Origin of the sequence: Undibacterium sp. GrIS 1.2 (genome assembly GCF_040544435.1) — a bacterium.
GTDB lineage: Bacteria > Pseudomonadota > Gammaproteobacteria > Burkholderiales > Burkholderiaceae_D > Undibacterium.
On sequence record NZ_JBEONP010000001.1, the window covers coordinates 130459 to 153759 of the forward strand.

A 23301-nucleotide genomic window follows, 5' to 3' on the forward strand; every position below is an offset into this window, starting at 1 on the left:
CTTTACCAGTACCAATTAAGGATTTTTAGAAATCCCTTATCTCATACCTACTGCAAGAATTGACCGACAAGGTGAAAAATGAACAGACGAAAATTTATGCAAACAGCCGCAATGGGTAGTATCGCCTTGAGCAGTTCTGCATTGTTTGCACAAGAAAAAAAAGAACCACCGACCTTTACGATGCAGGGGACAGATATCAATGGCAAAGCGTTTAAGCTGAGCGATCTTATGGGACAAACGGTATTAGTCAGCTTTTTTACCAGTGGTTGTAACCTATGCACCCGGGATCTCAAGCTGATGCGTGAATTTTATGTAGGCAATGCCCGCCGAAAATTTGTTCTGCTCGGTGTCAATATTGATCAGGATAAGGGCGACTTTGAGACTTACAATCGACTGGTATCGCTCGCTATCCCAAAAGAACAACGCTTCCCCACGGTTTGGCGCAATGCGCCCGGTCATAAGGACAATTTTGGCACTATCGTCAAACAACCCACCCACTTTGTTCTGAATGCGCAAAACCAGTTTATTTTTAAACGAGAGGGTACGTTTCAGCCCGACGATTGGGACAATCTCTGGCTATCGTTGAGCTAAGAGATGCGCAGTATATTTATGCTTGCAGGGTCGGCGCTGTATCGGCAGATGCGTCAACTGCTAAGGCTTCGCGTTCTGCTTTCGCACGCATTACCGCAAAGCGCCAGCGCAATAAGCCAATCGCATATCCGATGTAGTAACTTGCCAGCACCCCAAATACTATTAGCGTGAGTGGGCTGGCAGCAAAACTCAGGGAGTCGTGTGTTTCTACCGGATTGAGCACATAGACCTCCAGCATACGATATACAATCCGGCAAAAAAACAGCAGCGATAAGGCAATACCAAGATGCGCATTGGGCGTATAAAACAAGCCTTGCGGCGTAGGTTCGAACAGAGTTTTTTTCAAACCGTAAACAGCCAGCCCTGCGCCGATTACAAGACCACCAAGCAAATACGACAGACGGTCAATATGCTCACGCGCGAGAAAGCCCAACGCAGCTAATATCAATGGAAAAATCACTAAAGTAATCCATGGACGTATTTTAGATAAGCGCTGGCGACCTACTAATTTACGAACCCGCGCGTACATGCGCCAGGCAATCAAGGGCAATAAAATAACCAGGGTAATCGTAGATGGATGAGGAGCTGGCATCTGGAATCTCGTTTCGAATCTCGTTTGAGTATCTGGGTTGATATCAAAATATGCCAATGGCAAATAATGACAAATAAAGTACAAACTATTATCCTGCAATACATTGATCCGTCGTCAAATGCGCTTGTATCGAAATGTGTCCGGCACTAGAAAAACGTCGTCAGATTACGCATGTAAAACAAAGACATATTTACTACAGCCAGGCTATTTTTTATACAACACATCAGTAATTCATCAGACTCCAGACCATATTCAATACGCTGATCTACGGTAGCAAGTACAAATCCTAAACGTTCCAGTAATCGATACGACCGCATATTATCTCGTTTGAGTATTGCAAAATAATCGTTTATTTGATTATACTCAGTCAGATGCGCCATCATCGCAGTAACCGACTGAGTCGCAAGACCACGCCCCCAATAAGCGCTGGACAATTCATACGCCACAAAGACTCGTCGATCCGGGTAGATGGTAGCTTGCACATATCCTATCAATTCAGAAGTCGGTAAGCGAATCACCCAGTTTAGCCATTGCTGCTGCCCATCTGGTGAATGTCTTGCCTCCAGCCTGGCATATCGAGCCCGCAACCAATCCAGCGATGCCGGCGGCCCATTCTCAAATTCATATATTGCAGGATCACTGAGGACAATCCACATCTCCTCTGCATGCGCGATTACCTGAGGTTCTAAGACAAGAGCGGCGGTTTGAATCGTTTGCACAGATCGCGCACTCAATTCAAGGACGAACAAACTCAAACTTATTGCGGAAAGTGCTCGTACCGTCTGCGCTCACCTCATCTTTAGACAACTTAAAAACGCCAGCAGAAAGTTCAAGGGTATAGCGGTCCAGCTTATCGCCATCCTTGCGTTCAAATAAAATTTTCCGGCCAGATCCATCCACAATGTTGGAGGTGATGCGTCCGACCGATACAGATTTTTCAGAAGATCCGGAAGCCCAGGCAATTTCGTTTTTAAGAAAATCAAAATTCATTCGCTCATAAGAGAATACCGTCTTGGACGGACCATCATCAAACACATAATGCAGCACCAGCTCATTCGGCGCGCCCAAGGCAATAAACAAACGCGTCGGCAACGTCACCAAGCGATCCGGCTTGCTGTAATCGCGATAAGTCAGAGCGCCTTTCCACTCACCCTGTACCGCCGACAAAGCAGCATCCGGCTTGGGATCATACAAAGCAAAAGCGGGAGCAGAAAACAAACAAAACAATAAGGCAAGCGTTGCACGACGTTTCATAACGAGAACTCCAGTTAAACCTTCGTTGAATCAAATTGATTGAATCGGATCTTCATTGCTTTGGCACACGAAATATATACTCCCAATTAGTATATTTTAATCGTCCATATAATCATTGGACAATACGGAATATTTAAAAAATAAATAGGGGAGTATGCTTATCACTACGAATTAATTGCGAACACCAAACACAAAACACCACAGGGAAGAATGTTCTAGTCACCACGACATGTTAAGGAATTATCAGCAATCTTAATCCAGCTTTAATCCCATAATCCCATAATCCCTATCAATTATAGGCACTGCATATATTTGATAACACTTTTCTTTAGCAACTAATGCAAGGCCCAAATAAATTGAATAGTAATGCGATAAAATAATTATGCCTTACAGACTTTCGACATGGCTAGCCATGCCAATGCTCTAATACTGATGATGTTAAAGAAAAGAGTACACGATGATTTCAATCTTACCCATCAAGTCAAACAGCGATAACAATGTAGATGTCAGCGGAGCTTGTGTTGGTTGTCAAAGTAACGAGCCTTTTGAAATCGAATTTGAATATGCCTATCAACCGATAGTCAATTTTTCTACCCGCTCCATCGTCGCCTATGAGGCATTAGTGCGCGGCCCAAACGGTGAATCCGCCGCCAGCATTCTGGCGCAAATCAATGATCACAATCGCTATCGCTTTGATCAGCTATGTCGTATGAAAGCAGTCGAGGGCGCAGCCAAACTGGGCATGACAGAATTCTTATCCATCAATTTTTTACCGAATGCGGTGTATCGCCCTGAAGTCTGCATCCGCACCACGCTTGAGGCTGCACGGAAATATAATTTTCCGGTGGAGAAAATTATATTTGAGGTTACCGAGGGCGAGCGGGTACAAGACCGGCCACATCTGGTACACATCATCCGTGAGTATAGAAACTTTGGTTTTCAGACGGCGATTGATGACTTTGGCGCCGGTTACGCAGGCCTCAATTTGCTATCGGAATATCAACCGGATTTTGTCAAAATCGATATGGATTTAGTACGTGGGGTAGACCATCATCTGCCGCGTCAGGCGATTGTTGAAGGGATTACTTCTATCTGCAAAAAACTGAATATTAAAGTTCTCGCAGAAGGCATAGAAACCCGCGCGGAACGTGATTTTTTATTCGCATCCGGTATTGAATTGATGCAGGGGTATTGGTTTTCTAAACCCGTATTTAAGGGGCTGGGCAATATTGATCCGTCGGCGTGGGAATAATGTAATTAGTAGTTTGGATTAAGTGTGCTCATAACCAGCTAACCATCTCAGCATGGTTCACAACTTGAGCACTATTTTTTCAAACAGCTAGCCTTGAGCACTATTTTTTCAAACAGCTAGCAACGATAGGTAATGAGCGGATTGACGTTGTTGCGCATTGAGTTACGTCCGAATTTAATCTTTTTTGAAGAACAAAAGCAGTTGCGTAGTAATGGCATCTCATCCAAATCTCGGCGTTTCCGACAGGATTAGAAAATCTCTAAAGCGCCTTGTAATTTGAACTACCTAAATCAATAAAATCCGGCTTTAGCAATCCTAAAGCCTCTGCATCTGTCGGGCCGTCAAAGATATCCATGCTTAGTAATTGATGTTCCGATTTCATCAATTTTGAAGTCCATCCCTCCGGTAAGTCGTTTAGGTTTTCTGATAGATGAATTCTGGCAGGACATGTTTGTGCATGCAGCAGTTGAGCATAACAAAATATGAATGTCGCAAAACCGCTTTTGATTAATTTCATCAGGTGTGCCTGTAATAAGCGATTTTAATCTGGACTACAAAACTAATAGCTTATAAGAGACATCAATATACTAATTCAGATCAAGCCAATCCTCTGAAAAAACTCACAGCGAATCCAAATTCTCCAATATCCAAGCTGCCTGCGTCTGAAAATCTACAATCGCTCCCTCGTCCATTTTTTCCAACTGCCGGTAAGCCATACCGATACGTGGATTCTTCGCCAGCGTCTTCTCATTGCGATGGAAAAAATCCCAATACAGCGCATTGTAGGGACAGGCGTTTTTGCCGATACGGGCTTTTTTATCGTAGTGACAGCCTTTACAGTAATCGCTCATACGATCGATGTAGGCGGCGCTGGAGACATAAGGCTTGGTGGCGAGTAATCCGCCATCAGCGAACTGACTCATGCCGATGGTATTGGGAAGTTCTACCCACTCAAATGCGTCGATGTAGATACCCAAATACCAGCGATGTACCTCGGCCGGATCTAAGCCTGCCAGCAGGGCGAAATTGCCGATCACCATCAGGCGCTGGATGTGATGTGCATGCGCTTGCTCCAGCGATTGCGTGATCGCATGCGAAAGACAATTCATCTTGGTTTTGCCATCCCAAAACCAGCTAGGAAGCTTACGAGTGTGAGCAAAAAAATTCTTCTCGGCGTATTCCGGCATATTCGTCCAATAGACTCCGCGCACATATTCCCGCCAGCCCAATATTTGCCGGATAAAACCTTCTACTGCAGCCAACGGTGCATGGCCTGCGTGATAGGCGGCCTCGGCTTTGGCAACGACTTCACGCGGGTTGAGCATTTTTACATTTAAGGCAAACGACAACAACGAGTGAAATAAGCGCCAGGCTTTTACGCTCATCGCATCTTGAAAGTCCCCAAACTGCGGCAGCGCATTCTTGATAAATGCGTCCAGTTGTTGCAAGGCTTCATCGCGGTTCAGTGCCCATGCCAATTGATCGGCTTTGGGATTACCAAAGCTCTTTACTCCAGCATCGACAATGGTTTTCCATAAGGCAGAATGATCATGCAAGGTGCGCGCATCTTGCGGCTCTAAAGGCGTGCCGCGCCAAGGTTTGCGATTGTCGTGATCATAGTTCCATTGGCCGCCGACTGGCTTCTTGGCATCTTCCATCAATACCTGATTCTGTACCCGCATCTGGCGGTAGAAGAACTCCATCAACCATTGCTTGCGTCCCATAAAAATGTCTGCAGCTTGATGGCGGGTGGTATAAAAATGCTCGCTATCGACCATCCTCCAGGGAATGTGCGAACGACGGCCATGCTGGTACAGCTGCTGATCCAGACGCCATTCGTCCGGAGCCTGATATTCAAATACCGTGGCTTGATAGTGCGCGATCAACGCATCAATATTGGCTGGCATGGATTGCAGATTATGCGCATCATCAATGGCGAGGTAATGCACTCTATGACCTGCCTCGCGCAACTGCCGCGCCAGATCGCGCATCGCGGCGAAAATGGCCAGAATTTTTTGTGCATGATGTAGCACGTAATCGGTCTCTTGCCGCACCTCCATCAAGACATAGACAGTGACATCATCTACCTCTTTAAACCAGCGATGCTGCAGATTAAGCTGGTCTCCGAGTATCAATCTGAGTGTGGTTTGGGATGTCATTTGCGTTGTGGTCATCGTCATTCTTTATAGTGCGTTCCAGAGCCGTTGATAAATACCGTCCCTATCATGATCATGAACTTGTTTCTGAATATTAAATCGTCGTCCGTTACGGGGATCGGTACCTCGTCCAGAGATATATAGCCAATTACCCTGATTGCTGTAGGCATCGTAATCAATCAATTGCGCCTCAAACCAGGCAGCACCAGCACGCCAGTCGCAGCCCAGATCGTGAATCAGATAACTGGCAACAATCTGGCGCAAGCGATTAGATAAATAACCGGTAGCGGCCAGTTCTGCCATGCCAGCATCAACCAGTGGCTCTCCGGTTCTGGCCTGGCACCAAGCATCAAATCTGCGTGCACTGTGCGTTGGCGGCGGCAAGCTGGTCAGACCTTTTGCGAGGTAAAGTTGGCGACCATATTTAAGATGCAATAACCGGAAATAGTCACGCCACAACAACTCAAACCAAATCCAATATGTGCTGTCGTTGGCACCGTGAGTTGCTTCAAATTCTTTCAACGCCACGTAAGCACTGCGCGCCGACATTGCGCCAGACGCCAGCCAGGGAGAAAATTTAGTGGAATAATCTGCTCCCGTTAAACCATTGCGTGTCAGCTTATAAGTGTGCGCCAGCTTACGCTCAAAATACTGCTGCAAATGTGCAGAGGCCGTAGTTGCGCCACCAGAAAATGCAGGTAAAAAACACGGGAAAGATGAGCGGCTATCTGCTTGAACCTGATATTGAAGTTTAGACTTTGCGTGCGTCGTAAGCATCGGCGATATCAACAGATCGGCCTTATTCCATTGTTCACGCACGGCAGCGAAAGTCGGTGGCAAGGCCGGAATCTTCTCCGGTCTTGGCAGCGGTAATGGTGGCTGCACTTCATGCCGCTCGACCAAGGTGCGAAAGCTGGTAAAAACGTCAGGCAAAGCATCAACCGCAAACGGTAAATCGGCTGGGTCAAGCAGGCTAGATTGCCAGACCGTATGCACTGTCAAACCGGCTGCGCGCAAAGTGGCAACTTCCTCTTGCTCTTCCGGCGCGGCGATCTCTTCGCAATAAATTGTGGTGGCACCGATATCACGCGCTAATGCGGGCAGGCGTTCTGCGGCGCTGCCCTTAATCCCTAGCAATTGACTGTCTTGCAAACTGAGTTGTGCATTTAAATCAGCTAAGGCCGATGCTAAAAAATACTGGCGGTGCTGGCTAGTGCGCGGCACATTCCAGCGTGTCATTTTCTCCATGACGAGATCGTGGCAATACACGAGGACTAAGTTACTCGCATGCTGGCAGGCGTGTGTCAAAGCGGGATTATCGTCCAGGCGCAGATCGTTGCGAAACCAATAAATCACGTTCGCCTCTGGCGCGGCTTTTGGTACGGCAGTCGGGATGAATGATGCAGAGGTCATACGCTAGCCTTGCTATCACGGCGGCAGCGTTCGGAACAATATTTCACCTCATCCCATACCTTTTCCCATTTTTTTCGCCAGGCGAACGGGCGATTGCATTGCGGGCAGAGTTTGGTCGGCAAATCCGATTTTTTGCGCATGCGCATGTGATCTTTCCTTGTTGAGCGGATGATGAAATACGGTCTTACTAAGTTCACTTGCCCGGGTGACTTTCTGCAGGTACTTTGCTTCACTGATTGCAAGGGAATTAATATACTCCCAATTATTTTTACTAAATATGCGAGATTGTCCAATTACTATATGGACACTTAAAATATACTTACCATCAGTATATAAATTATCCTAAATTCTTTTTACGTTTTTTTTTAGACTTTATTCCCCCTCTTCCGCTTGCTGGAGAGGGAGTTAAAATCCTGACCCGATATGTACTGCCATCCGCTTTAACAAGATCAATTTCGTCTGGAGTAAGCACTGCAATTCTGCAATTGTCTTCCTGCTTCAAAATCCTAAATCTAACTGGCTATTCTGCTGCGCCGCATTGGCGGCTGATTTGCGTCGCGTTCTGCCGGTATCTTTTTTGCGTGAACCATGTTTTTCTACAATCGCTGCCTTGGCTGATTTCACACCGGACTGGGTGCGTAAGGCAAACAGACGTGCTTTGGCTTCGCGGGTTGCGAGATCAATATCGACCACAGGCATGGCGATATCAACACCCACCTGTACGCCGCAAGCCGCCTGCACATCGGGCGGCATACGCCAAGGTTCAAACAACCATGAGTCGGGTACGCGCCGCATTGCAGGTAGCCAGCGACGTACAAAGCGCCCATGCGGATCATGGTCGCTGGCTTGCTTAATCGGATTGTAAATACGCGGCACATTGATACCGGTCGTACCAGACTGCATTTGCATCTGGCTCCAGTGGATGCCCGGTTCGTAATCCAAAAACTGCCGCGCTAGCCAATGTCCTACTGGCCGCCAGTCCAGCCACAGCGGATAAGCGGCGACCGAAACCAGCATGGCCCGCATTCTGAAATTAAGCCAGCCAGTCTGATGCAACATGGTCACGCAAGCATCGACTAGAGGCCAGCCAGTGCGCGCCGAGGTCAGCGCCTCGAAGTGCGCCTGGTTCCAGTCATGCTCACGCAAACCGTCATAACCCCGATGCAGATTGCGGTACTCCAGTTGCGGCTCGCTCTCTAGTTTTTGGATGAAATGACAATGCCAATATAAGCGACTGACAAAAGCATTCAAACCTTGTTTTTGGCGGCTGGTACCGGGCGATAATGGTGACGACGGCGACAACGAAGCGACTTGCCGTCGAGTAGCATGCACGATTTCTCGCAAGCTGACACAACCAAACGCCAGATACGGTGACAAACGAGAACAGGCGGTCGGCGCAGATAAAGGGGAAGAAATTCCGCCGCGATATTGATTGCTGCGGTCAGTCAAAAAACTGTCTAACACGCTCAAACCAGACTGCCGGCCACCGCGTTGCCGTTGTGGCGGATCGTAGGCGTCCAAGCCCAACTCTTGTGGCGAAGCAGGCAGTTGCGGCATCGCCAATAATGGCGGCAGCGGCGCAAAACTCGCCGCAGTCAACTCGGGCACGGGCACACAAGGCAGGTCGTTATGCGCGTTCCATTGTCGCTGCCAACCATCACGATCTTGTAGGCGACGCACTACGCCGAATTGGGCAAACTCATGCCAGGCAATTTGATGGGCACGACACCAGCGGCCAACGGCTTTATCGCGCTGGTAGGTGGCATCGTTACCGGTTTCTTCATGCGAATAAATAGCGGAAAAAGGCGCGCTGGCAAAAAGCTGATCAAATACGCTGGTAACTTCGCCCGTTAAAATATGCAGCTGTCCGCCACGTTGGCGCAGTGCGACATATAAATCGCGCAGGCTTTCTAACAAAAATTGGTAGTGCTGATTTGCCGCATCAGGCTGCGCCCAAATAGAGGGTTCGACCACGTATAGACACAGCACAGGCCCCTGGCTTGCTGCGGTGTGCAAGGCGATGTGATCATGCAAACGCAAATCACGTTTAAACCAAACGATGCTATAAGTCATGGCATCATTATACGAATGCACTGAGAAATACAGGCTTGGATAGAGGCTAAATCGAGGTACAAAACCCGTGAAGAGTGAGTCAATTACGGGACACGACTTTAAGTTGATGGAGTAATTTGCCTTGATTGTCGCTGCTTATTGCCTATGCTATAGAATGAGTAAATTATGAATTGCAATGAATTGCCATCGGTATTTAAGATAAGTGCTTAAATACTTTTCAAGATGTTATTTCAATGAATTAACTAATTTAATAAAATAACATCCATCACGCTTAACACTAGAGAAAGTTCATCATGAGCGTTAGTTCAGTCAGCAGCAGCACAACTACCCCAACGCCGGTTACTCCGCGTCCTACGGATCAGTTGCAGGCACAAAAGCCGGACAACACCAAGACCAGCAATGACGATAACGTCAAGGCAACTGCGCAGGCGCAGGCGCAGGCGCAGGCGCAGGCACAAGCTCAAATTCAGGCTCAAGCACAAACTCAAAATCAAGCGCCACCACCGCCAAGCCCTTCTGTGAATACGGACGGGCAAAAAATCGGACAAGTGATCAACGTGAGTGCTTAGGTTTAAATCTGTTGAGTTTAAATTTGTTGAGTTTAAATTTGCTGAAATTCAATCTGCAGAATTTCAATTTGTGTCACGGATTCAAAACAGCTTTGTATTTATAGTTTATTAATGGTGTATTTATACCCACAACGACTGGCATCTAATTATGTTGTCCAGCATTAGATAAGCTGACTAACAATACCCAGATCGTAAAAAATCGGCATCGCGTGTGACACGGATGCCGATTTTTTTTTGAAGTTACTTTTTATTCCAGCGCTGTCTTTGGTGTTGTGTTGTTTTGAATCTGTTTCCGGTTTAGCGCTAGTGCACTTTCGCTTCAAACAAGTTCATCGTGTAACCGTGCATAATGCGCTTGAAAAATGTCCGCAATAAAAACAAAGGGAAGCGCTGTTTTTGCACTATCAAAGTTTCTTCCACGATGGATTCGCTGGCAGCATGCTGGTAGCCGCAACGCTCAAAAATATCTTTAGGATTCTCCGGGAAAAACCGGAATTTTGCGCCTAACTTTTCTATCCTGTCTGTGAGCTTCTTGCCCGTCTTTTGGATGAAATGCTTACTCATCAAATCGCACATCAAACTATGTTTTGGATACGCTGCCCGCAATGCCTGCAAGGTTTGCTTAATTTGGGTCTCGGTCAAATATCCAAACACACCTTCCATCACAATAATGACCGGCATGCCATCATTTTTTGGCAATTTATTGGTCAAGGTTTCTTGCGAAAAATCTATTGCGATACGCTCCAGGGCATTGGCACAGGACGCTGCTGGCAAACAGGTATTTTTATGCTCGATGACCTGTGGCTCATCAATCTCAAACCAATGTCCGTGATCCAGCCTGAAAGCCCGTGCATCAAACCCTGCGCCGATCAGTATCACTTTCGTTTTTGGCTGTTGAGCTAAACGCTCACGCAAAAAATCGTCAATCATCCTATGCCGTACCGCAATACTCTGATTGGGTCTGACATCGGTTTTAAGCTGGTCAAAAATCGTGTTGCCATGATCCGTCATAAATAAATGCGCATACGCGTCGCCACATAAAGGCTTTGCTGATTGAGCATCCTGAGCACGTACGCCGCAGGTATAAAACGCTGTGTCTGAGATAGGATTCATTGGATGATTTTGTGATTTGGTTTTGTTATTGATAGGGCTTACGCAAAATTATCCCGGCAAGGCGAGATGAACTCAAGAGTATCGATTAAATAAAGAATCCGTGTCGAATAAAAATATACTCCCATCTTTTTGACGCCAAATAGACAAAAGGTGCAGGATATACCTGCACCTTTTAAAAATACTCTCTACCAGTATTGAACTGACAGTTCATCCCTGACAGATCACCCATCGGTATTAAGTTAATAAGTTGATGGCAAGCTTACACCACGATCGTCTGATGCTCGTCGCCTTCGCGGGCGCGAATGGTGCCGATGCGAGAAACGGTTTCGCCAGCGGCAAGCAGTTGTGCCATCGCTGCATCCACATTCTCTTGCGAGACGATAACAACCATGCCGATGCCGCAGTTGAAGACACGGTGCATTTCTGCATCTGCCACGCCGCCGTGTTGTTGCAACCAGGTAAACAGTGGTGGCATGGCCCAGGCTTTGCTGTCGAGGATCGCGGTCAACTTATCTCCTAACACGCGAGGGACGTTTTCTACCAAGCCACCACCGGTAATATGCGCCATACCTTTGACTTCCATGCTCTCCATCAATGCCAGCAGTGGTTTGACGTAGATACGGGTCGGTGCCATCAAGGCATCTGCCAGAGTGCGTCCGTGGAAATCCGAATTCAGGTCAGGGTTAGCAACTTCGATAATTTTGCGTACCAGTGAGAATCCGTTGGAATGGATGCCAGACGATGCCAGACCGAGGATGACGTCGCCGGGAGCGATTTTGCTGCCGTCGATGATTTTAGATTTTTCTACTGCGCCGACCGCAAAACCCGCCAGATCGTATTCGCCTTCCGGGTACATGGATGGCATTTCGGCAGTTTCGCCACCGATCAGGGCGCAGCCTGCTTGCTCACAACCAAAGGCGATGCCTTTGATGACATCTGTCGCGGTAGCAACATCGAGTTTGCCGCAGGCGAAATAATCGAGGAAAAATAAGGGCTCGGCACCTTGCACCAAAATGTCGTTCACGCTCATGGCGACCAGATCAATCCCAACGGTGTCGTGACGATTCAGGTGGAAAGCGAGTTTCAGCTTAGTACCAACACCATCGGTGCCAGAGACCAGAACAGGCTCTTTGTATTTTTTGCTAATTTCGAACATGGCACCGAAACCGCCGATGCCAGCCATGACGCCTTCGCGCATAGTACGTTTGGCGAAAGGCTTAATCGCGTCAACTAGCGCATCGCCAGCGACCATATCGACGCCAGCGTCACGGTAAGAAAGGGAAACATTGCTTGGAGTACTCATGATAGTCGTCAATAGAGGCGTGAGGCGGTAAAATAGAAGGATTGCTGAATTTGATGATTTTCTAATACGCTTAAGAAAATTCAAGCAGATTTCTGCAACAAAGAACGCTATTTTAACAAATCGACCCGAGTCGCAGCTAGTTTTTGGACTTTTTGCGGCATGTTCTGGTTTCATCCCCAGTTTTTGTCTGAAGAGAAACTTATATCCACTATGGCATTTTCATTTACCCCTGAACAAAAACAGACCGCCTTATGGTGCGTGCTTGGGCTGGCACTACTGATTTTGATCTTATTATTGGGGCCAATCTTAATGCCATTTATTGTGGCGGCGATTTTGGCTTACATCCTTAATCCTTGGGTAGATCGCCTGTGCGCTTTGCAATTAAAAGGCATCCATTTACCACGTTCACTAGCGGCGACTTTGCTGATTGTGTTGGTGATCATGTTGATACTGGCAATGGTACTGGTGATGACGCCAATTTTGCAGAAGCAGATACCGCAGTTGCAAGACCAGATACCTCGTTTTTTTGATAAAGCGAATGAATTATTAGGCCCGATGTTAGGCAAATTGGGCATTCATATTCAATTAGATAGTGCTGGCATTAAAGATATGATCACCAAGCAACTAGACACCAGTGGTGACGAGATTGGCAAGGCAGTATTAGCCTCCATCCGCGTTGGTGGCACCGCTGTATTGGGCATGGTCGCCAATTTGATGCTGATACCGATTGTATTGTTTTATCTTTTGCTTGACTGGCATCCTTTGATGGACAGGTTGGAAAATTTTATCCCGCGGCGCTGGGTCGGCAGCGTCAAATCCGGCGCCTCAGAAGTAGATAGTATTTTGGCGCAATATCTGCGCGGTCAGATCATGGTGATGGTTGTGCTGGCGATCTATTACTCAGGTGCGCTGGCGATTGCTGGTTTTGATCTGGCACTGCCGGTTGGCATTATTACTGGCTTTTTAGTGTTTATCCCGTATCTGGGATTTGGGCTGGGTCTAGCACTCGCTTTGATCGGTGCATTTTTACAATTTGATGGTTTTCACGGTTTGATTTCTGTCGCAATTATTTATGGTGTTGGTCAAGTATTGGAAAGCTTTATTTTGACGCCGCGTTTAGTCGGTGAGCGTATTGGCCTGCATCCGTTGACAGTGATTTTTGCCTTATTGGCATTTGGTCAGCTATTTGGTTTTATCGGTATTCTGGTTGCACTGCCGACATCGGCAATTTTAGCGGTAGCGGCCAAACACCTGCGCATCGCTTATCTCAATAGTTCGGTTTATCGTCAGTCATGAGGCAATTACTGCTAGATCTGGATGCGGAACAACCGCCTTCATTAGATACTTTTGTCGTCGGCCAAAATGCTGAGCTGGCGCAACTGCTGAGCTTGTTTTCTACCCGTACTGCAAGTCAATATGGCGAGCGTTTTGTGTATTTGTGGGGCGAAGCTGGCGCGGGCAAAACTCATCTACTGCATGCGCTGGCGAATAGCGGGCAAGCGCGCTACATCAGTGCAGATGCGCCTGGCAGCGCCTTTGATCATACGCCGGAGGTCAGTTTGTACTTGCTGGATGACTGTGAAAACCTGCCAGCACAATCGCAAATTGATGCATTCAACTTATTTAATGAAGCCCGTGCGCATGGCGGCTTTTTAGTGGCGGCAGGCAAGCAGCCGCCCATGATTTTGAATGTAAGGGATGATTTACGTACCCGTTTAGGCTGGGGCCTGATTTATCAGGTTCATGGTTTAACAGATGAGGATAAAATCGATGCCTTGGAACGATCTGCTCAGGCACGAGGGATCGTTATTTCAGGCGGCGTCTTACCCTACCTGATTACGCACTACCGGCGTGATATGTTGTCACTGACGGACATGCTGGATCAGTTAGACCATTATTCGCTAGAGACTAAACGAGCAATCACGCTACCGCTGCTGCGGGAACTACTGCAACAACAGCAGGCGTATGACCATTAATGCTATGTACTTAGTTTGTCGCCTGCTCAGCCACTACAATATCCATGCAGTATTACTACAAAATAAATAAGGCACTTCCCTAACACTATGCGCAACATTGCTTTATTTGATCTGGACCACACGCTGCTTCCCATCGATTCGGATTATGAGTGGGGGCAATTTTTGGCCCGCACCGGTGCGGTCGACGCCAAGGCCTTTGAACGTCGCAATCGCGAATTTTTTGCGCAATATCAGGCAGGTACTTTAGATCCGGTGGAATATCTGGAATTTGCACTCGGCACGCTGGCACAATTTCCGCGCTCTGAACTAGATGCGATGCATGAAGAATTTATGGATGAGGTCATCCGTCCAGCCTTATTACAGCCTGCGCATGATCTGGTACAAAGCCATTTAGACGATGATGATCTGGTCGTCATCATCACCGCCACCAATCGCTTTGTGACGGCACCGATCGCACATGCTTTTGGTGTAGAACATTTGATCGCCGCAGAACCTGAGCGGGACGCGGCCGGCAACATTACCGGAAAATTGCTAGGCGTACCAACTTCTGGTGCAGGCAAAGTCACTCATTTGCAGCAATGGCTAGCGCAACAAGGCATGCATCTGGACGATTTTCCACGCAGCTATTTTTATAGCGACTCGCAAAACGATATTCCTTTATTATCCATCGTCACTGATCCAGTTGCGACCAACCCCAACACCAAACTGCGTGCCCATGCCGAAACCCAAGGCTGGCCGATTATTCACTTATTTGACGAGCAATGATCAAGAAATTTATCCGCAAAATCTTGGGCGTTAAAAGCCCGGCAGAAGCCGCAGCAGCCAAGCGCAAACCCACGGTGCTCAATGCAAAAGAACATGGCATCGATCCGCAATTGTTGTCGTCCAACGCGATCCGCGTCACTTCCACACTGCAAGAAAATGGCTTTAAGGCTTTTGTCGTCGGCGGCGCCGTACGCGACTTGTTGTTGGGCGTAAAGCCAAAAGATTTTGACATTGCCACTAACGCCACACCAGATCAGGTTAAACGTCTGTTTCGTCGTGCTTTTATCATCGGCAAGCGCTTTCAAATTGTGCATGTGATGTTTGGACAAGACTTACTGGAAGTCACCACCTTCCGCGGTGCGGCAGTTGATAGCGCGCCCAAGGACGAACATGGTCGTGTGTTACGTGACAATACGTTTGGCGAGCAATTTGAAGACGCAGCACGGCGCGATTTTACGATTAACGCGATGTACTATGATCCGGCGACCCAGAGCGTGCTGGATTACCACGGCGGGATTGCCGATATCCGTAAAAAAACGCTACGTATCATTGGCGTGCCAGAAGAACGCTATCGTGAAGATCCGGTGCGTATGCTGCGTGTAGTGCGCTTTGCTGCCAAATTACAATTTACGATTGATGAAGCAACCCGCGCGCCGATTCCCGTCATGGCGCCCCTGATCAACAACGTACCAACAGCACGGGTGTTTGACGAAATGTTGAAATTGCTGATGAGCGGTCATGCCATGGCATGCTTACAGCAATTGCGCAAAGCAGGTCTGCATCATGGCTTGATGCCTTTATTGGACGTCGTGTTAGAGCAGCCTATGGGCGAACGGTTTGTCACTCTGGCACTGGCGAATACCGATGAGCGCATACGCCAGGGCAAACCCGTGTCACCGGGATTTTTGTTCGCCTCTTTGCTGTGGCATCAGGTAGTAGAAAAATGGAATGCCTATAAAGCCGCAGGGGAGTTTGCCATCCCTGCCCTGCACCTCGCAGCAGACGACGTATTGAATAAGCAAACCGATAGTCTTGCCCTGCAACGCAAGATCGGCTCAGACATGCGCGACATCTGGGCGATGCAACCACGGTTTGAAAAACGCGTAGGTAAAACACCGTACAAAATGCTAGAACATCCTAGGCTGCGGGCTGGCTATGATTTCTTGCTACTGCGTTGTGCATCGGGTGAACTGGATGCAGAATTAGGCGAATGGTGGACGGCATTTATGGAAGGCGATAGTGAACAACGAGAACACCTGTTGACCGTTAAACCGAAAGACACCGGAGTAGTGAAAAAGCGCCCTCCACGTCGTCGTGCGCCACGCAAACCCGTAGCAGAATAAACTTTATATTGTTAGGTCAGAGATGACGACACAAGCATTCATCGGCATAGGCGCCAATCTGGGTGATGCACGTGGTAGCGTAGAACAGGCTATTCTGCGCTTAGCCGATTTGCCTGCCAGCCTTTTGATTGCGCAATCCAGTCTATTTAAGACTGCGCCAATTGAGTCCTCTGGTGATGATTACATCAACGCCGTAGCAGAGCTCCGCACAGATTTGAGCGCTACTGACTTGCTACTAGTTCTGCAGCAGATTGAATTAGCATTTGGGCGCGAACGTCCCTACCGCAACGCGCCGCGCACACTTGATCTGGATTTGCTACTGTATGGCTTAGAGCAAATCCATACCGATGCTTTAACAGTGCCGCATCCGCGCATGACAGAGAGGGCATTTGTGTTGCTGCCGCTGCTACAAATTAGTCCTTTAATCACGATACCTGGTAAAGGTGCGGCACAAGATTTCGCTGGTGTAGTTGCAGAGCAGGTAATTGTCGAGCTAACTTCTTGAACTAACTTATTGAAATCACATACTACCCTATAGTACCTATATTAGCAGACTTAACGTCCATATAATATTTGGACGACTTACTAAAACAAAGGCATACTCCCCATAAAATGCCTGATATCACTCATTTATTGGAGAATTATTTTGGCTGAATATTTGCAAGATCGTAAAGCTGTCAGCATCCCGGGCCTGGCGATACAAGCCCAACAAGGCAATAAAATCACCATGCTAACTTGCTACGATGCCAGCTTTGCGGCATTGATGGATCGCTGTGGTGTCGAAATATTGTTGGTTGGCGATTCACTTGGCATGGTTTGCCAGGGGCACAATTCAACATTGCCGGTAACAATTCAAGATATCGCTTATCACACCGCTAGCGTAGCGCGTGGCAATAAGAATGCGCTACTAGTCGCCGATATGCCGTTTGGCAGTTACGCGACGCCAGAATCTGCCTTCAACAACGCCGTACAATTGATACAGGCTGGTGCGCAAATGGTGAAGCTAGAAGGCGGCGACTGGCTTGCACCGACGATCAAATTTTTGACAGAAAGAGCCATCCCGGTATGCGCCCATCTGGGTCTGACACCGCAATCGGTGCATCAATTAGGTGGTTATAAAGTACAAGGAAAAACCAGTGCCGCGGCTGATTTACTCAAGTCCGACGCACTGAGTCTACAAGCAGCTGGCGCCAGCCTCTTGGTGCTGGAAGCGATCCCCGCCGCACTCGGCAAAGAAGTCACCGAGCTATTAGCAATCCCAACCATTGGCATCGGTGCTGGCCCGGATTGCTCTGGACAAGTATTAGTCATGCATGACTTACTGGGCGTTTTCCCAGGACGCAAAGCCCGCTTCGTGAAGAATTTTATGGATGGTCAAACGACGATTGATGCGGCTGTAACCGCCTATGTCACTGCAGTAAAAGACAAATCATTTCCTGGACCGGAACATTGCTTTTAACTCAGATTTTCCATTGAAACAGCTACAAGTGTGCCTTTGGCGGACTGACTGGCTAGACGCGACGACGACGCAAGCTGCATCTTGCTAGGAGGAGAAACAACGCCAGGCAGTTCGCCAAAGGGTCAATTGTCGCTGTAGCGCCCCCACTCAAATCGCGGTGGTGTTATCCCTCTGAAGACCGCATGCCGTCTGCGTTTCTGCGAAGTGGTAGCGGTCTAATAGAAAATCTGAGTTTAACTGAAGTTGAATCTTTGGAGAGTGGCTGCGGCAGTCTCTGTGCCACAGCCATCCAATACCAGTGACGTATCAGTGCGTTTTAAGATTTAAAACGAGCAAGGCTGGTTTCAAGATGTGCCGATAAGGTTTCTGGCGAACTCACCGTCATACCCAATTGGCGTAATAAGCCGTCCTGCAAACCATATACCCAACCGTGAATCGTCAATGGCTGTGATCGCTCCCAAGCATCCTGAACGATATTAGTTCTGCAAACATTGACTACTTGCTCAATGACATTGAGTTCACAAAGACGATTACTTTTCTCTTTTTCAGTGAACACATCACCTAGGTAGGCTTCGTGTTTTTCCTGTACGTCCTGAACATGCCGCAACCAGTTATCAGCCAGGCCAACACGGCGGCGCGTCAACGCTGCATGCACGCCTGAGCAACCATAATGACCACAAATAATAATATGCTTAACGCGTAATACATCAATCGCAAATTGCAATACGGAGAGGCAATTCAAATCGCTATGTACGACTACATTAGCGATATTTCTATGAACAAATAATTCGCCTGGCAACAATCCCAGTAATTCATTGGCCGGGACGCGGCTATCAGAACAACCTATCCAGAGGTATTCCGGACTTTGTTGATCTGCCAGTTTTTTAAAAAAACCGGCATCCTTGGCGACGATGGCATCAGCCCATTGGCGATTATTTTGGAGAAGTTGCTCGGGAGTGAGGTTCGGTTTATCTTGCGCGCTCATGCTATTTCCTTCATTTTCGACAGGCGCCATTTTAACCGAGAATGCACTCTAAACCCGGATATCCCTACAAGGAGACGGCAGGCAAGAAATTTGCCGAAGTAGCTTAGTAGTAAAAATTCAGATGTAATTATTCGGGTATCAATAATAAAAAACGCGGAGACAATTTTTGTCATCCGCGTTTTTGATTATTTAGCAAATCTGTTCACAACCAACTTAAAACAAGGCTAAAAACATGAATGCTGTACCAGCTCCAGACTAACGATAACTACTTCTGTCCTCAGTCGCCTCAGGAGCTAACATCGCCTTCTTAAGCGATGAATCAACTGGTTTTTCACCTAACCAAATACGCATCAAAGCATTATTGAAAACGATATCGGGATAGGGCTCGCCTACTTTTTTACCGTTAAGATAAAAAATAGTACCAACACCAGGTATCCAGTCCGTCAGGATGATGTCGCCTTTTTTTAGTAGCGGAACTGAGGCAAATAATTCCCCCAGACGCAAAAACTGCGAAGTAAGTTTTATCTTTTCAGCTTTATCAGTATTTTTTTGAATACCCGAAATAAAACCATCCCCAAATTCATCGCTACTTACTTCACGTAGCATGACGATTGCAACACGCCGCGGGCCAGTCGTGGCAAGCACGTCAGGCACGGTAGTTTTTTTGTCTTTTAAATAGAGTGCAGCAGCATAGACCTTAAAAATCGCTTTGTAGCGAATGCCGGCACCATTGAGCTTTAAATCTGTGTTGGCAACATGTGCTGTGTCATCAAATTTGACACCAGCCACTTCCATCTGGGCCGCTTGTGTTGCCATGCTAGTTAGGACAAGCAATGCAAAGCCCGCTAACAAGCGGTTACTTGTATTCAAAATCATTTTTGTCTCCATTAATTTCACCCTTATAAATGCGTGGGCGTTTTCTTAGGCTATGCTAAATCAATATAAAACTGTTTAATAACAGCATCTTATTATACGTTGCCACAGCGCCACAAGGAATCCGATTACCGGAAAAGTGGTTTTATTCCACCAAATCCATCACACCACTCAATCTATTAAACAAAGACTTTCATCCTGAACAAGCCGGAGTTTAGGATTTGATGTGATTTAATTATTTTCGCTAATAAAAAACCCCATCAAAAATAATTTGATGGGGTTAGCGCTTATCGTTATTGATGACAAACTGTTTTTAACAGATAAAGATATTTCATTTAAAGCTATTCAAGCTCACTCAAAAAACTTTTTAACCTTATCCATCCAAGTCTTACTTTGCGGATTGTGCTTCGCTCCGCCCTCGACAGTTAATTGCTCAAAATCACGTAGCAACTCTTTTTGCTTGTCTGTGAGTTTGACTGGCGTCTCAATCACAACATGACAGAACAAATCACCGGCATAACCTGATCGAACCCCTTTAACGCCTTTGCTGCGCAGACGGAATGTCTTACCAGACTGCGTACCTTCAGGAATAGTAAAAGACGCTTTACCGCTCAGGGTTGGCACTTCAATATCGCCGCCCAAAGCTGCTTTGACGAAAGAAATCGGCATTTCGCAATGCAAATCATCTCCCTCACGCTGGAACACCGGATGTTGTTTGATGTGAATTTCTACATACAAATCACCAGGAGGACCGCCATTGACGCCAGGTTCACCATTGCCCGATGAGCGAATCCGCATACCATCATCAATACCTGCTGGAATTTTGACTTCCAGGGTTTTGTTACGCTTGATGCGACCAACACCAGAACAAGTGGTGCAAGGTTCAGGAATCATCTTGCCAGTGCCATGACACTTAGGACAAGCTTGCTGAATACTGAACAAACCTTGCTGCATACGGACTTGTCCATGGCCGCCGCAGGTAGTACATGTGACCGGCTGTGTACCCGGCTTAGCACCAGAACCATGGCAGGTATCGCACTCATCCCAGCTAGGCACACGGATCGTGGTATCAAAACCATTCGCTGCTTGCTCTAATGAAATCTCTAAGTTGTAACGCAAGTCAGCACCGCGATACACTTGCGGACCATTGCTGCGACCACGACCACCACCGAAAATATCGCCAAAAATATCACCGAAAGCATCTGCAAAACCAGCTCCACCACCGCCTCCGCCACCACCCATATTCGGATCGACGCCAGCATGTCCGTAACGGTCATATGCATCACGCTTTTGCGGATCAGACAGCATTTCATATGCTTCTTTACCCTCTTTGAATTTTTCTTCTGAGGTTTTACTATCCGGATTGCGATCTGGATGATACTTCATCGCTAATTTGCGATAAGCCTTTTTGATTTCGTCTTCTGTCGCGTTCTTTGCGACGCCCAGAATTTCGTAAAAATCACGCTTCGCCATCTCTTTGCACCTTGTTTTATATCAGCGAATTAAGCAAAAACGCCGAGCAGGAAATCGTCAACACGATTAACTGCCCGGCGAGTCATGGCGGGAATCTCCCGCCGGACTAATTACTTGCCGTCTTTAACTTCTTTAAAGTCAGCATCAACGACATCATCATCTTTAGCGTGGGCATCGGATGCGCCAGCGTTAGAAGAAGAACCGCCTGCCGCCGCACCACCGGCAGCAGCTTGTTGCGCTTGCATATCGGCATAGACTTTTTCGCCCAACTTCTGCGATGCAGTAGATAAAGCACCAATCTTGGTATCAATCTCAGCTTTATCACCAGTTTTCAGAATTTCTTCCAAATCTTTGATTGCAGCTTCGATTTTTTCTTTATCGCCTGCATCTAGCTTATCGCCATGCTCACTCAAGGCTTTTTTGGTTGAATGAACCAAGGCATCGCCTTGATTACGGGACTCAGCCAATTCTTTGACTTTTTTGTCTTCGTCAGCGTTCAGCTCGGCATCTTTCACCATTTTCTGGATTTCATCTTCCGTCAAACCAGAGTTTGCTTTGATGGTGATTTTGTTTTCTTTGCCAGTTGCTTTATCTTTTGCACCTACATGCAAAATACCATTGGCATCGATGTCAAAAGTTACTTCAATTTGTGGCGTGCCACGTGATGATGGTGGAATACCTTCCAGATTGAACTCGCCCAAACCTTTATTCCCGGCAGCAATCTCGCGCTCGCCTTGGAACACTTTGATCGTCACCGCTGGTTGATTGTCATCCGCAGTGGAGAACACTTGGCTGAACTTAGTCGGGATCGTTGTGTTCTTTTGAATCATCTTAGTCATTACACCACCCAGAGTTTCAATACCCAAGGATAAAGGTGTTACGTCCAGCAACAACAGATCTTTACGCTCACCAGACAATACCGCACCCTGGATCGCTGCACCGACGGCAACTGCTTCATCAGGATTAACGTCTTTGCGTGGCTCTTTACCGAAGAACTCTTTTACCAGTTCTTGTACTTTAGGCATACGTGTCATACCACCGACCAGGATGATGTCATCGATGTCGCTGGTTTTAACGCCTGCATCTTTGATCGCGATACGGCAAGGCTCTATCGTTTTTTTGATCAATTCTTCAACTAGGGCTTCTAATTTAGCGCGAGTGATTTTCAAGTTCAAATGCACTGGTGCGCCATTTGCCATCGCAATATACGGCTCATTGATCTCTGTTTGCTGCGCGCTGGATAATTCAATCTTGGCGCGTTCTGCAGATGCCTTAATACGTTGCAATGCGATTGGGTCTTTTTTCAGATCGAGGCCATTGATTTTTTTGAATTCTTCAATGATGTAATCAATGATGCGTTGATCAAAATCTTCGCCGCCGAGGAAAGTATCACCATTAGTAGACAATACTTCGAATTGTTTTTCGCCATCGACATCAGCGATTTCAATGATGGAAACGTCAAACGTACCGCCACCCAAATCGTAGACTGCAATCTTGCGATCGCCTTTTTCAATTTTATCCAAGCCAAATGCTAATGCAGCGGCAGTTGGTTCATTGATGATGCGTTTTACGTCCAGACCAGCGATACGGCCAGCGTCTTTAGTTGCCTGACGTTGTGCATCATTAAAGTAAGCAGGCACAGTGATGACGGCTTCTGTCACTTCTTCACCGAGGTAATCCTCAGCCGTTTTTTTCATCTTACGCAAAACTTCTGCGGAGATTTGCGGTGGCGCCAATTTTTTGTCACGTACGCTAACCCATGCATCGCCATTGTCTGCTTTAGAAATGGAGTAAGGCATCAGACCGATATCTTTTTGAACTTCTTTTTCTTCAAACTTACGACCAATCAAACGTTTAACGGCGTACAAAGTGTTGACCGGGTTGGTCACAGCCTGACGTTTGGCGGATGCGCCGACTAAAATTTCGCCATCTTCTTGGTAAGCAATAATGGACGGTGTAGTACGCGCACCTTCTGCATTTTCGATTACTTTTGGCTGGCCGTTTTCCATAATGGCCACGCAGGAATTAGTTGTTCCTAAATCAATACCGATCATTTTTCCCATGATATTTCCCTTTGAGTTTATTTATTCACTATTTTTGAGCTCTATACC

General features: G+C 47.1%; 22 protein-coding genes and 1 pseudogene. 9 read left to right on the plus strand and 14 right to left on the minus strand.

What is annotated here, in order from left to right; all coding sequences use genetic code 11:
• The first annotated feature begins 78 nt into the window (after positions 1–78).
• On the plus strand, positions 79–591 hold the full coding sequence (locus AAKU61_RS00550) for a TlpA family protein disulfide reductase (RefSeq protein WP_354328788.1): 513 nt from the start codon (positions 79–81) through the stop codon (positions 589–591).
• Positions 592–607: 16 nt separating this feature from the next.
• Here the strand turns inward: AAKU61_RS00550 and AAKU61_RS00555 are convergent, their stop codons facing one another.
• The 3 genes from AAKU61_RS00555 to AAKU61_RS00565 all read right to left on the minus strand — a co-directional run bounded on the left by AAKU61_RS00555 (position 608) and on the right by AAKU61_RS00565 (position 2437).
• Positions 608–1183 carry a CcdC protein domain-containing protein gene (locus tag AAKU61_RS00555; protein ID WP_354328789.1) on the minus strand — a complete coding sequence of 192 codons (576 nt, stop codon included), beginning with the start codon at positions 1181–1183 and terminating at the stop codon, positions 608–610.
• A 146-nt stretch (positions 1184–1329) separates the two neighbouring features.
• Entirely contained in the window at positions 1330–1902 is a 573-nt protein-coding gene (locus tag AAKU61_RS00560; RefSeq protein WP_354328790.1) for a GNAT family N-acetyltransferase, read from the minus strand.
• 16 nt (positions 1903–1918) lie between these two features.
• A complete protein-coding gene (locus tag AAKU61_RS00565) occupies positions 1919–2437 on the minus strand; it encodes a hypothetical protein (protein WP_354328791.1) in 519 nt (172 codons plus the stop codon).
• Positions 2438–2894: 457 nt separating this feature from the next.
• Here AAKU61_RS00565 and AAKU61_RS00570 point away from each other — a divergent pair, with 457 nt between their 5' ends.
• On the plus strand, positions 2895–3689 hold the full coding sequence (locus AAKU61_RS00570; protein WP_354328792.1) for an EAL domain-containing protein: 795 nt from the start codon (positions 2895–2897) through the stop codon (positions 3687–3689).
• A 100-nt stretch (positions 3690–3789) separates the two neighbouring features.
• Here AAKU61_RS00570 and AAKU61_RS00575 read toward each other — a convergent pair.
• The 5 genes and pseudogenes from AAKU61_RS00575 to AAKU61_RS00595 form a co-directional block, all read right to left on the minus strand.
• Positions 3790–4206: pseudogene (locus AAKU61_RS00575) on the minus strand (STY0301 family protein).
• Between the two features lie 103 nt (positions 4207–4309).
• A complete protein-coding gene (locus AAKU61_RS00580; RefSeq protein ID WP_354328793.1) occupies positions 4310–5863 on the minus strand; it encodes a cryptochrome/photolyase family protein in 1554 nt (517 codons plus the stop codon).
• 9 nt (positions 5864–5872) lie between these two features.
• Positions 5873–7258 (minus strand): DASH family cryptochrome, encoded by a 1386-nt coding sequence (locus AAKU61_RS00585; protein WP_354328794.1) that lies wholly within the window; start codon positions 7256–7258, stop codon positions 5873–5875.
• Complete coding sequence (locus AAKU61_RS00590) at positions 7255–7404, minus strand: DUF2256 domain-containing protein (protein ID WP_322121327.1); 150 nt, start codon at positions 7402–7404, stop codon at positions 7255–7257. Before AAKU61_RS00590 ends, AAKU61_RS00585 begins: the two co-directional genes overlap by 4 nt.
• A 352-nt stretch (positions 7405–7756) precedes the next feature.
• Entirely contained in the window at positions 7757–9331 is a 1575-nt protein-coding gene (locus tag AAKU61_RS00595) for an FAD-binding domain-containing protein (protein WP_354328795.1), read from the minus strand.
• Between the two features lie 293 nt (positions 9332–9624).
• On the opposite strand from AAKU61_RS00595, the gene AAKU61_RS00600 reads away from it, so the two are divergent.
• Positions 9625–9900 (plus strand): hypothetical protein, encoded by a 276-nt coding sequence (locus tag AAKU61_RS00600; protein ID WP_354328796.1) that lies wholly within the window; start codon positions 9625–9627, stop codon positions 9898–9900.
• Between the two features lie 303 nt (positions 9901–10203).
• Here AAKU61_RS00600 and AAKU61_RS00605 read toward each other — a convergent pair whose 3' ends face one another.
• Positions 10204–11013, minus strand: a complete 810-nt coding sequence (locus AAKU61_RS00605; RefSeq protein WP_354328797.1) for a class I SAM-dependent methyltransferase — start codon at positions 11011–11013, stop codon at positions 10204–10206.
• A 259-nt stretch (positions 11014–11272) separates the two neighbouring features.
• Positions 11273–12316: a phosphoribosylformylglycinamidine cyclo-ligase gene (gene purM / locus AAKU61_RS00610; protein WP_354328798.1), complete on the minus strand. Its 1044-nt coding sequence runs from the start codon at positions 12314–12316 to the stop codon at positions 11273–11275.
• A 210-nt stretch (positions 12317–12526) separates the two neighbouring features.
• Between purM and AAKU61_RS00615 the strand changes: the two genes are divergently transcribed.
• The 6 genes from AAKU61_RS00615 (at position 12527) to panB (ending at position 17859) form a co-directional block, all read left to right on the plus strand.
• The gene (locus tag AAKU61_RS00615; RefSeq protein ID WP_354328799.1) at positions 12527–13612 is read left to right on the plus strand and encodes an AI-2E family transporter; all 1086 of its coding nucleotides are present in this window, start codon (positions 12527–12529) and stop codon (positions 13610–13612) included.
• Positions 13609–14292, plus strand: coding sequence for a DnaA regulatory inactivator Hda (gene hda, locus AAKU61_RS00620; protein ID WP_323492856.1), 684 nt, complete (start codon positions 13609–13611; stop codon positions 14290–14292). Before AAKU61_RS00615 ends, hda begins: the two co-directional genes overlap by 4 nt.
• Positions 14293–14379: 87 nt before the next feature.
• Entirely contained in the window at positions 14380–15057 is a 678-nt protein-coding gene (locus tag AAKU61_RS00625) for a histidinol-phosphatase (RefSeq protein WP_354328800.1), read from the plus strand.
• Positions 15054–16400, plus strand: a complete 1347-nt coding sequence (gene pcnB / locus AAKU61_RS00630; protein WP_354328801.1) for a polynucleotide adenylyltransferase PcnB — start codon at positions 15054–15056, stop codon at positions 16398–16400. Before AAKU61_RS00625 ends, pcnB begins: the two co-directional genes overlap by 4 nt.
• 22 nt (positions 16401–16422) lie before the next feature.
• Positions 16423–16905, plus strand: a complete 483-nt coding sequence (gene folK, locus AAKU61_RS00635) for a 2-amino-4-hydroxy-6-hydroxymethyldihydropteridine diphosphokinase (protein WP_354328802.1) — start codon at positions 16423–16425, stop codon at positions 16903–16905.
• A gap of 141 nt (positions 16906–17046) precedes the next feature.
• Entirely contained in the window at positions 17047–17859 is an 813-nt protein-coding gene (panB, locus tag AAKU61_RS00640) for a 3-methyl-2-oxobutanoate hydroxymethyltransferase (protein ID WP_354328803.1), read from the plus strand.
• A gap of 316 nt (positions 17860–18175) precedes the next feature.
• On the opposite strand, the gene can is transcribed toward panB, so the two are convergent.
• The 4 genes from can to dnaK form a co-directional block, all read right to left on the minus strand.
• Complete coding sequence (gene can / locus AAKU61_RS00645) at positions 18176–18844, minus strand: carbonate dehydratase (RefSeq protein WP_354328804.1); 669 nt, start codon at positions 18842–18844, stop codon at positions 18176–18178.
• Positions 18845–19099: 255 nt separating this feature from the next.
• On the minus strand, positions 19100–19720 hold the full coding sequence (locus AAKU61_RS00650) for a chalcone isomerase family protein (protein ID WP_354328805.1): 621 nt from the start codon (positions 19718–19720) through the stop codon (positions 19100–19102).
• Between the two features lie 348 nt (positions 19721–20068).
• Entirely contained in the window at positions 20069–21190 is a 1122-nt protein-coding gene (gene dnaJ, locus AAKU61_RS00655) for a molecular chaperone DnaJ (RefSeq protein WP_322121314.1), read from the minus strand.
• 110 nt (positions 21191–21300) lie between these two features.
• A complete protein-coding gene (gene dnaK, locus AAKU61_RS00660) occupies positions 21301–23253 on the minus strand; it encodes a molecular chaperone DnaK (RefSeq protein WP_322121313.1) in 1953 nt (650 codons plus the stop codon).
• Positions 23254–23301 lie beyond the last annotated feature (48 nt).